The organism is Hydrogenophaga sp. GW101-3F08, assembly GCF_059424585.1.
Genome location: NZ_JBWKZP010000002.1, coordinates 113046 through 125170, shown reverse-complemented (window position 1 = coordinate 125170; position 12125 = coordinate 113046). Strand labels below are relative to the sequence as shown.

Genomic DNA, 12125 nt, shown 5'->3' with positions numbered 1-12125 from the left:
CGCCATGACCTGCCCCCACCACGACAGCGCCCCCACCTCGGCCACCGAAGCCATCGTCGCCGAAGAAAAGGCCCAGCTCGACTTCAGCAACGACATGAGCTATGGCGACTACCTGCAGCTCGACGCCATCCTGGGCGCGCAGAAACCGCTCTCGCCCGCGCACGACGAGCTGCTGTTCATCGTGCAGCACCAGACCAGCGAACTCTGGATGAAGCTCATGCTGCACGAGCTCAACGCCGCCATCCGCCACATCGCGGCCGACGACCTGAACCCTGCGTTCAAGCAGATGGCCCGCGTCTCCAGGATCATGGAACAGCTGGTGCACGCCTGGGACGTGCTGGCCACCATGACACCGCCCGAATACAGCGCGATCCGGCCCTACCTCGGCCATTCCAGCGGTTTCCAGAGCTTCCAGTACCGCTGCATCGAGTTCGCGATGGGCAACAAGAACGCCGCCATGCTCAAGCCCCATGCGCACAGCCCCGAGCGGCTGGCGATGGTGCAGACCGCGTACGAGGCCCCATCGCTCTACGACGAATCGCTGCGCCTGCTGGCGCGCCGCGGCATCGCCGTGCCGGCGAGCCACACCGAGCGCGACTGGACGAAGCCCTACGAGGCCAGCGACGCGGTGGAACAGGCCTGGCTGCAGGTCTACCGCAACCCCAAGGAACACTGGGACCTGTACCAGCTCGGCGAAGAACTCACCGACCTGGAAGACGCCTTCCGCCTCTGGCGCTTCCGCCACGTGACCACGGTGGAACGCGTGATCGGTTTCAAGCGCGGCACCGGCGGCACCGGCGGCGTGAGCTACCTGCGCAAGATGCTGGACGTGGTGCTGTTTCCCGAGATCTGGCGCTTGCGCACGGATCTTTGACGCGCTCGGCCACCTGCGGGCTGGCCCCGACCGAGGACCGCTGCTCGATCCCCTGAAAACCGTGTCCACCGCTGCCGTCAGCGGCGGGTGGGCGGACCCGACTCAGCAGTTGCCCTTCTTGGCTTGGCCCGGGGGGCAGAACTTGCCGGGATGGCCGGCGGGGTCGACGACCACCGAACCAGACGGGGTGTAGACGGCGCAGCCAGCGACCGCGGCGGCGACAACACACAGGGCAATGAGCGCTTTCATTTCGTTTCCTTCAAGAGAGTGATGCGATCGAGTTTATGCGCTGGAGACCCAGCGCACGCATGGCCCATGCGCATCGCCACAAAGACAAAAGTTGTCCTGTGCCAAGTGCGATTCCAGCGGGATCGGCGCCGACAGGCTGCGGCCTCGCGACGTGCCCACTTGGACCCTGCCGGCCCATGGGTGCAGACGCAAGTCGACTGCGGCATGATGAGCGCATGGCCACCATCACCCTGCCCGATCTGCGCCGCTACGCCATCGCCCGCAGCCTGTTCACGCCCACCACCCTGCCCAAGGCCATCGAACGGCTGGGCTTTGTGCAGGCCGACCCGATCCGTTCGCCCGCCCGCGCGCAGGACCTGACGCTGCGCCAGCGCGTGAAGGGTTACCGGGCCGGCGATCTGGAGCGGCGCTACCCGCAGCTGGCGGTGGAAGAGGACTTCTTCGTCAACTACGGTTTCGTCACGCCCGAGCTGCACGCGCGCATGCACCCGCGCACCGCGCGCAGCGAGTGGCCGGCCGAGCGATGGGCGCAGGCCCAGGCGGTCTGGCACTACGTGCAGGCGCGGGGCGAAGCCCACCCACGCGAGGTCGATGCGCACTTCGCCCACGGCCACACCACCAACGGCTTTGGCGGCCGGTCCAAGGCCAGCACCCAGTTGCTGGACGCCATGCACTACCGCGGACTGCTGCGCGTGGCGCGGCGGGACAACGGCATCCGCCTCTACGCGGCGCACACACCGCGGGAAGCGCCCGAGAGCGTGACAGAGGTCCTGGACCAGCTGGTGGATGTGCTGGTGAACAAATACGCGCCCTTGCCGCTACCCGGCCTGCGGCAGCTGGTGGCCATGCTCAAACACGCCGTGCCGCAGTGGCAGGACCAGCTGCGCGCTGCGCTGCAGCGCGCCGTCCAGCGCCTGCCCCACGCCGAGGTGGACGGGGTCACGTGGTACTGGCCGCAGGGCGAAGACCCCCACTCACGCCGCTGGAGGGCGCCCGAGGGTGTGCGCCTGCTCGCGCCGTTCGACCCGGTGGTCTGGGACCGCGACCGCTTCGAGCGCCTGTGGGCCTGGGCCTACCGCTTCGAGGCCTACACACCACCCGCGAAACGCGTGCGCGGCTACTACGCCATGCCGCTACTGTGGCACGACCAGGTCATCGGCTGGGGCAACCTGTCGGTGGTGGGCGGGCAGCTGCAGGCGGACATCGGCTACGTCGGTGGCCAAGCCCCGAGCGATACAAGCTATCGCTCAGCGCTGGCAGCAGAACTTGCGGATATGGCCGTTTGTTTGAACGCTGAGCGGGGGTGATCCTTCTCCGGCGTGAAATGTCCGAACCGGGAACGCGGCGGAACTGGCTTTGCCAGGCCGCTCGCGTTGCCCCCTTGAGGGGGTGACGCGCGCAGCGCGGCGCGGGGGTGGGTCAATTCGCTTTGATGTTGTTCTTCTGAATCACGTCCGCCATGGCGGCGGTGTCGGAAGCAATGCGCCGGGCCAGGCCCTCGGGCGAGGTGCCCGCCACCTGCCAGCCCTGGGCCAGGATCTTCTGACGTATCTCGGGGCGGCGCACGATCTCGGCCAGCAGCACGGCCAGCCGGTTCACATGGGCCTTGGGCAGGCTGTTGGGCGCGGCCACGGCGTTCCAGATTTCCAGCTGCAATCCCTTCACACCGGCCTCGGCCAGGCTCGGCACCTCGGGCACCACGCTGCTGCGCCCGCTCGACGTGACCCCAATGGCCTTGAGCTTGCCCGCGCGCACCTGGGCCATGGCCAGGCCCGGCGGCAGCAGCGACATCTGGATCTGCCCGCCGAGCAGCGCAGTGATGACCTGCGGGTTGCCCGGGTATGGCACGTGCACCGGCGCCATGCCCGCGCGCGATTTGATGAGCTCCATGCCCAGGTGCGCCACCGTGCCCACGCCCGGCGTGCCGTAGTTCCAGCGGTCGCCCGAGGCGCGCGCGGCGGCGAAAAAATCGGCGCCGCTGGTGGCGGTGTCGCCCGGCACGCTGAGCACCAGGGGCGCCACGGCGAGCAGCGAGACCGGCGCCAGGTCGGTGAGCGGGTCGTAGGGGGTGGCCGGGTTGAGGATCTTGGCGATCGTCAGATTGCCGTTGATCATGAGACCGATGGTGTGGTCGTCGGTGGCGCGCGCCACCTGGTTGGCCGCGATGTTGCCCCCGGCGCCGACCTTGTTTTCCACCACCACCGGCTGGCCCAGCGCCTGCGACAGCGGCTCGGCGATCAGGCGCGCCATCAGGTCGGGCGAGGAGCCGGCGGGGAAGCCGACCAGCATCTTCAACAGTTTGCTCGGCCAGGGGGTCTGGGCGAACACGGAGGACCCACCGCAGGCCATGGCGATGGCGGCAGCGATGACATGACGGCGTTGGGCGTGGCGCATGCGGCGATTCCTAGAAGTTGCAAACAGGCCCGCAGGTTAGCAGCCCGCACGCCGGCATTCCACCAAGACACACCGTGGAACGGGCTTCGCCCGGCCACTGGTGTGGTCCCCCCTGAGGGGGGAAGACGCGAAGCGGCGCAGGGGGGAGTTATGCAGGCACCGGTGGCCCGCTGTAGAGCCAGGGATTGTCCAGCAGATTTTCACCCAGCAGGCCCATGGCGGTGTTGCGCCCCCAGCGCAGCAGACCGTCGGCATGGAAGATGGTGCCGTTGCGCTGCGAGCGGCTCTGCACGCGGGCGTTGCGCTGCCAGCGGGTCTGCGCAAAGCGCTGCAGCAGCGCTGGCCAGTCGGGTGTGGAGCCGCCGGGTTGGGACTGCAGCAGCCGGCCCAGCGTCCAGGCGTCTTCGATCGCCATGGCGGCGCCTTGCGCGAGGTAGGGGCGCAAGGGGTGGGCCGCGTCTCCCAGCAAGGCCACCCGGCCCTGGGCGTGTTCGTTCGGGCCGGCCATGGGTGCGCGGTCGTTCAGGGCCCAGAGTTTCCAGGCCGACACGGCGTCGATCATGCGCATGAGCTCACCGCAGGCCGGGCCCAGGGCCCACTTGAGGTCGGCGGTCTGGGCCTCGTGGCTCCAGCTCTGGGGGTCGCAGCCGGGCGGCCCCCCATGCCCCAGCCCCAGCATGCCTTCCACCACCGCCACCACGTTGAACCAGTTGCCGCAGCGCACCGGGTAGTGCACCACGTGCAGCCGCGGGCCGAGCCAGGCCGTCACCAGGTTCTGGCGCAGGCGCTCGGGCAGATCGGTGGCGCGCACCATGCCGCGGTAGGCCAGATGGCCGCTCACCCGCGCCGGCTGCGCGCCCAGCATCTGCGCCCGCACACGGCTCCACAGGCCGTCGCAGCCGATGAGCGCGTCGCCCTCGACCACGCTGTCGTCTTCGCAGGTCACGCGCACCCGCTCCCCCGCCTGCTCGTAGGCCACCAGGCGGGTGTCCAGCCGCAGACTCACACCGCTCTCGCGCCGGGCGGCGCGCAGCAGCAGCTCGTGCAGGTCGGCTCGGTGCACCGTGGCGTAGGGCTCGCCGTAGCGCGCGCGCGCCAGTGGCCCGAGCCGCAACCGCCCCAGCGTGCGGGCGCTGTGGGCGTCGCGCACCTGCAGCGCGTCGGGAAACGCCGCGCAGGCGTTGAGCTCGTCCAGCAAGTCCCACTCGTGCAGCACGCGCACCGCGTTGGGCCCCAGCTGCAGCCCGGCCCCCACCTCGGAAAACGCCCCGGCCTGCTCCAGCAGATGCACCGAAACCCCGGCACGCGAAAGGGCCAGCGCACAGGCCAACCCACCGATGCCACCACCGGCTATCACCACTTGTTGTTTCATGGCCCGGGATTGTGCTCCGGCCGGTGGCCCGTGCTTTGACCCATATCAGCACCGTGGCGAGCCGCCCGGGCTTTCAGAGCACGCGCTGGAACCAGAGCAGGGACAGCCCAGCCGAGAGCAGCACCAGCAGCGAAGCCGCCAGCGCGAGCAACGCGGAGATCTCGGTTTCCTTCTTCTCCACCGTCAGGCGGGTGCTGAGGGTTTCGTACACCTTCTTCAGGTTGTCCGCGGTGCCGGCGTAGTAGTACTCGGCCTGGGTCATGCGCGCCACGTCCTTGAGCGTGTCTTCGTCCAGCCGCACCCGCATCGACCAGCCCTCGAAGCCGATCACCTCGCCGTCCACCGTGCCCACGCCCACCGTGTAGACGCGCACGCCGCGGTCGGCGGCCAGCTTGGCGGCCTCGGCGGTGTCCACGCCGGTGGTGCGCTGGCCGTCGGTGAGCAGGATGATGGCGGCCGAGGTGTAGGAGCCCGGCGCCACCGGTTCAAAAGCCTTCTGCTCCGTCTGCGGCTGGTCGATGGCCCGGCCCTGGGGGGCGAACGGGTCGCTCTGGCGCCCGTAGGTCATGTTCGCCAGGTCGATCCCCTGCCCCGGAAACAGCTCGGACAGCGCCACCACGATCGCACTGCCGATGGCCGTGGCCCGTTGCAGCTGGAACTTGTCGATGGCGGCCACCAGGTCTTCGCGGCTGAGCGTGATGGGCTGCACCACCTGGGCCGAGCCGGCGAACGCCACGATGCCCACGCGCACATGGCGCGGCAGCTCGGCCAGGAAGGCCTTGGCCGCGTTCTGCGAGGCCACCAGCCGGTTGGGCTCCACGTCGGTGGCGCGCATGCTGCCCGAGACGTCCATCGCCAGGATGATGGTCTGCTGCTGCGAGGGCAGCAGCACGACGGCCATGGGGCGCGCGGACGCCAGCAGCATGGCCGCGAAGGCCAGCAGCAGCAGCAGCGGCGGCACGTGGCGGCGCCAGCCCGGCCCCCGGTCCATGGCCTCGCGCACGATGGACAGGCTGGCAAACCGCAGGGCGGCGCGCTTGCGCCGGCGCAGCAGCCACACATAGGTGATCACCAGCAGCGGCAGCACCAGCAACAGCCACAGCAGTTCGGGCCAGAGGAAGGTGACGGGTGGGTGGGTCATGGGGTGACCTCCGTGCTGCGCACTGCGGTGCGAGCCCCCTTCGGAGCGGCCGGGCGGGGGCTCATGGCACGCGCGCCCAGGTGTCCGCCCAGGCCGGCGCGCAGGCTGCTGCGGCGTCGGCGCAGCTCCACGAAGCGCAGCACCGCGTCGGCCAGGTCGTCGTCGGTGGCGAGCTCCAGCGTGTCCACGCCGGCGCGCGCCAGGCTCTCGCGCAGCTGCGCCTCGCGCTGGGCCGCGATGCGCGCGAAGCGCTGGCGAAAGCCCTTGTCGTGGGTGTCCACCAGCAACTGCTCGCCGGTCTCGGCGTCGCGGATGGGGATCAGCCCGAGGTCGGGCAGTTCCAGCTCCAACGGGTCGAGCAGGCGCACCGCCACCACATCGTGCCGGCGCGCCAGCTCACCCAGCGGCTGCTCCCAGCCGGGCTCGCTGATGAAGTCGGACACCACGAACACCGTGGAGCGCTGGCGCACGGTGTGCACCGCCGCGCTCAGCAGATCGGCCAGCCGCGTGGGGCCACCAAATGCCGATGCGCGGGATCCCGACTTTGCCAGGGACACCGCCGGGCCGGCTTTGCCGGACGGCTGGTGTCGCCCCCTTGAGGGGGGCGTGCGCAGCGCGGCCGGGGTGTTCAGCAAATGCATCAGGCGCAGCAGGTGCACGCGCCCGCCGCGCGCGGGCAAGACCTCGTCCACACCGGGCTGGCCGCGCGATCCGTACAGCAGCGCCCCGACCCGGTTGCCGTGGCGCGTGATGAGCCGGGCCAGCACCGCCACCACGTCGCGCAGCACCTCGCTCTTGCGCTGATCGCCCGAACCGAAATCGACCGAGGGGCTGAGGTCCAGCAGAAACCAAGCGGCCATCTCGCGGTCTTCGGTGAACACACGCACATGCGGTGTCTGCAGGCGGGCGGTGACGTTCCAGTCGATGTGGCGCACGTTGTCGTGGTGCTGGTATTCGCGCAAGTCGGCCAGATCCAGCCCGCTGCCCCGCATGAGGGTGCGGTAGTCGCCCTGCAGCAGGCCGTCGAGCCGGCGGATCACGGTCCACTCCAGGCGGCGCAGCAGGGCGTCCGCCTTTTCGACCGGCGCCACGACCGAAGGCGGCGGCTGCGCCGGGCGGGATTTGAAGAGGCCGAACAGCATGCGACGCTCCCGTTCAAGCCGCGCGCTTTTCGTGTTCCAGCGGCTTCGCTGGTGGCGTCACGGTGTCCATGATGCGCGCCACCAGGTCGTCGGCATCAAGCCCCTCCGACAGGCCCTCGTAGGACAACACCAGCCGGTGCCGCAGCACGTCGGGCACGAGGTCGCTCATGTCTTCGGGCAGCGCGTAGTTGCGTCCGCGCAGCATGGCCAGCGCGCGCGCGCCCTCCACCAGGCCGATGGTGGCGCGCGGGCTGGCGCCGTAGGTGAGGAGGCGCGCGAAGTCTTTCAGACCGTGTTTCTCGGGCGTGCGCGTGGCCGACACCAGGCGCACCGCGTACTGCACCAGCGACGGGTCCACATAGACCTCGCGGCACAAGGCCTGCAGCACGGCGAGCTGATCGGTGGTGGCCACGGCCTGCACCTGCACCGCCGGTCCGGTGACGCGTTCGACGATCACGAACTCTTCTTCGTCGCTCGGGTAGTCCACCAACACCTTCATCATGAAGCGGTCCACCTGCGCCTCGGGCAGCGGGTAGGTGCCTTCGGTCTCGATCGGGTTCTGCGTCGCCATCACCAGAAAAGGGCTGGGCACCGGGTGCGACACACCGGCGATGGTGACCTGCCGCTCCTGCATCACCTCCAGCAGCGCGCTCTGCACCTTGGCCGGCGCGCGGTTGATCTCGTCGGCCAGCAGCAGGTTGGCGAACACGGGCCCGAGCGAGGTGCTGAACTCGCCGGTCTTCTGGTTGTAGATGCGCGTGCCCATGAGGTCGGCGGGCACCAGGTCGGGCGTGAACTGGATGCGCTTGAACTGCCCCTGCACCACGTTGGCCAGCGTCTTCACGGTGAGCGTCTTGGCCAGCCCGGGCACGCCCTCGACCAGCAGGTGGCCCTGGGCCAGCAGAGCCACCATGACCCGCTCCAGGAAGCGGTCCTGCCCGACCACCACGCGCTTCACTTCGTAGAGGATCTGCTCCATGAGCTGGGCGGTGTCGGGGCTGCTGTTCTCGCTCATGAAACGCTCCTGGGATTCAGAAAGGGGGAAGGCCGGCCGCAGACGCCGCGCTTTCGATCGGCACGGCAAAACCGATGCCGACGAAGGTGCGGTGGTTGCTGGGGTTGAGGATGCCGGTGACGATACCGATCACCTCGCCTTCCATGGTGACCAGCGGCCCGCCCGAATTGCCGGGGTTGGCCGCCGCGTCGAACTGGATCAGGTCGCTGATTTCCTGCTCGCCTTCGGGCGCCTTGAAGGACCGCCCGAAACCGGAGATCACCCCGGCCGAGGTGGACGGGCCGATGCCGAACGGGAAGCCCACGGCCACCACCTGGTCCCCCGGCAACAGGTCGCCGGTGCTGCGCATAGTGGCCGCGTGCAGGTCGTCGGGGATGGTGTGGGCCTGCAGCACGGCCAGGTCGTTTTCGGCCTGCACACCGGTGACGCTGGCGCCGGACTCCGAGCCGTCGGCGAACACCAGCGCCACCTTGTCCGCGCCCTGCACCACGTGCAGATTGGTCAGGATGATGCCCTTGTCCACGATCACCACCCCGGTGCCCACGCCGTGTTCGACCGCTTCGCCCTGCTTGTTCTTCATGTAGGACACCACCCGCACCACGGCGGGCCGGATCTTCTCGGCCGCGCGCGCCGCGGGCGAGGGCAGGTTCTGCGTGCTCAGGGTGCGCAGCACCGCCGCGTCGACGTCTTTCTGGGTGAGCGCCTTGGCGCCCATCGGCCCAGGCGCCCAGAGGCTGGCCAGCAGCAGCGCGCCCAGCAGCGCCAGCGCGGCCCACATCACACGGGGGCTCACCGCCGCGCGGGCCAGCCCGGCGCGCCAGCGGCCCGGCGCACGGGGCGCTGGCGCCGCCGCTTCGCTCGCCAGGGCCGGGTCGGGGCGCACGCCGGGCGCGCGCGGCGCCGCAGGGGCGGCGCGAACCGATCGGCTGTACAGGGCGGGCTTTCGCATAACGACTCCTGAAACGCCTGGCGGGGCGGTGTGTCACATCATGCCGCGTTGCGGCGCCGGGCTCAAGCGTCGAGCAGTTGGCGCAGCACGTAGGGGAGGATTCCGCCAGCCCGGTAATAGTTCACCTCCACCGGCGTGTCGATGCGCAGCGTGAGCGCGACCTCGCGGCGCTGGCCATCGGGGCGGGTGATCACCATCGTGGCCTCGCTCTGCGGCAGCAGTTGCGGGTGGGGCAACACGTCGATCTGCTCCTCGCCGGTGAGCCCCAGGCGCTCCCAGCTGTCGCCGGCCTTGAACTGCAGCGGCAGCACGCCCATGCCCACCAGATTGCTGCGGTGGATGCGCTCGAAGCTGCGCGCCACCACGGCCCGGATGCCCAGCAGCTGGGTGCCCTTGGCCGCCCAGTCGCGGCTGGAGCCGGTGCCGTATTCCTCGCCCGCGAACACCACGGTGGGCACGCCCGCGGCCTGGTAGCGCATGGCGGCGTCGAAGATGCTCATCTTCTGGCCCTGGCCCACGCCATCGCTCTGGTAGATCGTCCAGCCGCCCTCCTCGCGCGAGCCGTCCGCGCCGGGCGCGAGCATCAGGTTCTTGATGCGCACGTTGGCGAAGGTGCCGCGCATCATCACCTCGTGGTGGCCGCGGCGCGCGCCGTAGCTGTTGAAGTCGGCCTTCAACACGCCGCGCGCCAGCAGCCACTGGCCGGCGGGCGAACGCTCCTGGATCGAGCCCGCGGGCGAGATGTGGTCGGTGGTGATGGAGTCGCCGAACAGGGCCATGACGCGCGCGCCGCGCACGGCCGGGGCCTGCTCGGCCGGTGGGGCCAGTTCGAAGTGTTCGAAGAACGGCGGCTCGGCGATGTAGGAGCTGGCCGGCCAGGTGTAGGCGTTGCCGCTCACGCCGTGGATGCGCTCCCAGAGCTTGCCGGGCTCGCTGGCGACCCGCGCGTAGTTCTCGCGGTAGGCCTTGCCGTTCATCGCGAACCGCATCAGCTTGTGGATCTCGTCGCTGCTCGGCCAGACGTCGCCCAGGTACACCGGCTTGCCACCCTTTCCCAGCCCCAGCGGCTCGGTCATGAGGTCTTTCATGACGTTGCCCGCGATGGCGTAGGCCACCACCAGCGGCGGACTGGCCAGGAAGTTGGCCTTGAGGTTGGGGTGGATGCGGGCCTCGAAGTTGCGGTTGCCCGAGAGCACGGCCGCGCACACCAGGTCGTTCTGCGTGATCACGGCGTTGAGCTCGGGCGTGAGGTCGCCCGCGTTGCCGATGCAGGTGGTGCAGCCATAACCCGCGAGCGAAAAACCCAGCTTCTCCAGGTAGGGCAGCAGACCGGTGGCCGTGAGGTATTCGGTGACGATGCGCGAGCCCGGGGCCAGCGAGGTCTTGATGTGCGGCTGCACCTTCAGACCCGCCTCCACCGCCTTCTTCGCCAGCAGGCCGGCGGCCAGCAGCACACCGGGGTTGCTGGTGTTGGTGCAACTGGTGATGGCGGCGATCAGCACGTCGCCGTTGCCGATGGACAGCGTTTTCTGCACGGCGTGCGACAGCGGCCCGGCCTCGGCATGGGCCGTGGCGCGCGCCGGCTTGTTGCCCTCCATCTCGGCCTCGAAACGCGGCGCGCCGGCCGGGGTGGGCGTGGCCTTCTCGGGTGCCGGGGGGTCGGCCGGCTGGCCCAGCTCGGGCTGGTAGCGCGTGTGCAGCAACTCGGCCGGGCGGTTGAAGCCGTTTTGCGCGTTGGGTTTGCTGAACAGATCGGCGAACTGCTGCGCCACCTGGCCCAGCTCGATGCGGTCCTGCGGGCGCTTGGGGCCGGCCAGGCTGGGGGTGACCTGGCCCAGATCGAGCCGGACCACCTGCGAGTAGTCGATGTCGCCCGAGGCCTGCGAGGCCCCCGCGGCGCCGGGCACGCCGAACAGGCCCTGGGCGCGGAAGTAGGCCTCGAAGGCCTCGATCTCGGCCTTGCTGCGGCCGGTGCCGCGGAAGTAGTCGAGCGTCTTGTCGTCCACCGGGAAGAAGCCCATGGTGGCGCCGTATTCGGGCGCCATGTTGGCAATCGTCGCGCGGTCGGGCAGCGAGAGCGAGGCCGTACCCTCACCGAAGAACTCGACGAACTTGCCCACCACCTTGTGCTGGCGCAGGATTTCCGTCACGGTGAGCACCAGGTCGGTGGCGGTGCAGCCTTCGCGCAGGCGCCCGGTGAGCTCGAAGCCCACCACGTCGGGCGTGAGGAAGTACACCGGCTGGCCCAGCATGGCGGCCTCGGCCTCGATGCCGCCCACGCCCCAGCCCACCACGCCGATGCCGTTGATCATGGTGGTGTGGCTGTCGGTGCCCACCAGGGTGTCGGGGTAGTACAGGCCGCCTTTCAGGTGCACGCCGCGCGCCAGGTACTCCAGGTTCACCTGGTGCACGATGCCGAAGCCCGGGGGCACCACGCCAAAGGTGTCAAAGGCCTGCATGCCCCACTTCATGAACTCGTAGCGCTCGCGGTTGCGCTGGAATTCGAGCTTCATGTTGAGGTCCAGCGCGTTCTTCGTGCCGTAGTAGTCGACCATCACCGAGTGGTCCACCACCAGGTCCACCGGCACCAGCGGCTCGATGCGCTTGGGGTCCTTGCCCAGGCGCTGGGCCACGCTGCGCATGGCCGCCAGATCGGCCAGCAGCGGCACGCCGGTGAAGTCCTGCAGCACCACGCGCGCCACGGTGAACGGGATCTCCTGCGTGCGCGCCGCGCTCGGCTGCCACTGCGCGAGCTGGGCCACGTGTTCCGGTGTCACGCGCTCGCCGTCGCAGTGCCGCAGCACGCTCTCCAGCACGATGCGCAGCGACACCGGCAGGCGCTGCACGCCGGGAAACTGGCGGGCCAGCGCGGGCAAGGAGTAGAAGCGACCGGTTTTCCCCGATGCCGTCTTGAAGGTTTTGACCGTGGACGCAAAAGGGTGGGAAAAGGCGGCGCCTTGTGCCATGGAAAACTCCTGTCGGTATCGGT

10 protein-coding genes are annotated in these 12125 nt (G+C 69.7%); 2 read left to right on the top strand and 8 right to left on the bottom strand.

Going from position 1 to position 12125, the window contains the following annotated elements; genetic code table 11:
- Positions 1–4 precede the first annotated feature (4 nt).
- On the top strand, positions 5–874 hold the full coding sequence (kynA, locus tag AC07YZ_RS06130) for a tryptophan 2,3-dioxygenase (protein WP_494794105.1): 870 nt from the start codon (positions 5–7) through the stop codon (positions 872–874).
- A 102-nt stretch (positions 875–976) separates the two neighbouring features.
- Here kynA and AC07YZ_RS06125 read toward each other — a convergent pair whose 3' ends face one another.
- The gene (locus AC07YZ_RS06125; RefSeq protein ID WP_226494032.1) at positions 977–1123 is read right to left on the bottom strand and encodes a hypothetical protein; all 147 of its coding nucleotides are present in this window, start codon (positions 1121–1123) and stop codon (positions 977–979) included.
- A 215-nt stretch (positions 1124–1338) separates the two neighbouring features.
- Here AC07YZ_RS06125 and AC07YZ_RS06120 point away from each other — a divergent pair, with 215 nt between their 5' ends.
- Entirely contained in the window at positions 1339–2430 is a 1092-nt protein-coding gene (locus AC07YZ_RS06120) for a DNA glycosylase AlkZ-like family protein (protein WP_494794104.1), read from the top strand.
- Between the two features lie 112 nt (positions 2431–2542).
- Here the strand turns inward: AC07YZ_RS06120 and AC07YZ_RS06115 are convergent, their stop codons facing one another.
- From AC07YZ_RS06115 to acnA, 7 genes are all read right to left on the bottom strand, one after another.
- Positions 2543–3517 carry a Bug family tripartite tricarboxylate transporter substrate binding protein gene (locus AC07YZ_RS06115; protein WP_494794103.1) on the bottom strand — a complete coding sequence of 325 codons (975 nt, stop codon included), beginning with the start codon at positions 3515–3517 and terminating at the stop codon, positions 2543–2545.
- Between the two features lie 148 nt (positions 3518–3665).
- Positions 3666–4889, bottom strand: coding sequence for an FAD-dependent monooxygenase (locus AC07YZ_RS06110; protein ID WP_494794102.1), 1224 nt, complete (start codon positions 4887–4889; stop codon positions 3666–3668).
- 73 nt (positions 4890–4962) lie between these two features.
- Complete coding sequence (locus AC07YZ_RS06105; RefSeq protein ID WP_226494036.1) at positions 4963–6030, bottom strand: VWA domain-containing protein; 1068 nt, start codon at positions 6028–6030, stop codon at positions 4963–4965.
- Complete coding sequence (locus AC07YZ_RS06100; protein ID WP_494794101.1) at positions 6027–7172, bottom strand: DUF58 domain-containing protein; 1146 nt, start codon at positions 7170–7172, stop codon at positions 6027–6029. Before AC07YZ_RS06100 ends, AC07YZ_RS06105 begins: the two co-directional genes overlap by 4 nt.
- Before the next feature lie 13 nt (positions 7173–7185).
- Entirely contained in the window at positions 7186–8187 is a 1002-nt protein-coding gene (locus AC07YZ_RS06095; protein ID WP_494794100.1) for an AAA family ATPase, read from the bottom strand.
- A gap of 16 nt (positions 8188–8203) precedes the next feature.
- Entirely contained in the window at positions 8204–9136 is a 933-nt protein-coding gene (locus AC07YZ_RS06090; protein WP_494794099.1) for a S1C family serine protease, read from the bottom strand.
- 62 nt (positions 9137–9198) lie between these two features.
- Positions 9199–12102 (bottom strand): aconitate hydratase AcnA, encoded by a 2904-nt coding sequence (acnA, locus tag AC07YZ_RS06085; RefSeq protein ID WP_494794098.1) that lies wholly within the window; start codon positions 12100–12102, stop codon positions 9199–9201.
- Between the last annotated feature and the right edge of the window lie 23 nt (positions 12103–12125).

Bases quoted from the DNA above. Each gene is read 5' to 3' on its own strand.
- kynA (WP_494794105.1), top strand. From the start codon at position 5: ATGACCTGCCCCCACCACGACAGCGCCCCCACCTCGGCCACCGAAGCC.
- AC07YZ_RS06125 (WP_226494032.1), bottom strand. From the start codon at position 1,123: ATGAAAGCGCTCATTGCCCTGTGTGTTGTCGCCGCCGCGGTCGCTGGC.
- AC07YZ_RS06120 (WP_494794104.1), top strand. From the start codon at position 1,339: ATGGCCACCATCACCCTGCCCGATCTGCGCCGCTACGCCATCGCCCGC.
- AC07YZ_RS06115 (WP_494794103.1), bottom strand. From the start codon at position 3,517: ATGCGCCACGCCCAACGCCGTCATGTCATCGCTGCCGCCATCGCCATG.
- AC07YZ_RS06110 (WP_494794102.1), bottom strand. From the start codon at position 4,889: ATGAAACAACAAGTGGTGATAGCCGGTGGTGGCATCGGTGGGTTGGCC.
- AC07YZ_RS06105 (WP_226494036.1), bottom strand. From the start codon at position 6,030: ATGACCCACCCACCCGTCACCTTCCTCTGGCCCGAACTGCTGTGGCTG.
- AC07YZ_RS06100 (WP_494794101.1), bottom strand. From the start codon at position 7,172: ATGCTGTTCGGCCTCTTCAAATCCCGCCCGGCGCAGCCGCCGCCTTCG.
- AC07YZ_RS06095 (WP_494794100.1), bottom strand. From the start codon at position 8,187: ATGAGCGAGAACAGCAGCCCCGACACCGCCCAGCTCATGGAGCAGATC.
- AC07YZ_RS06090 (WP_494794099.1), bottom strand. From the start codon at position 9,136: ATGCGAAAGCCCGCCCTGTACAGCCGATCGGTTCGCGCCGCCCCTGCG.
- acnA (WP_494794098.1), bottom strand. From the start codon at position 12,102: ATGGCACAAGGCGCCGCCTTTTCCCACCCTTTTGCGTCCACGGTCAAA.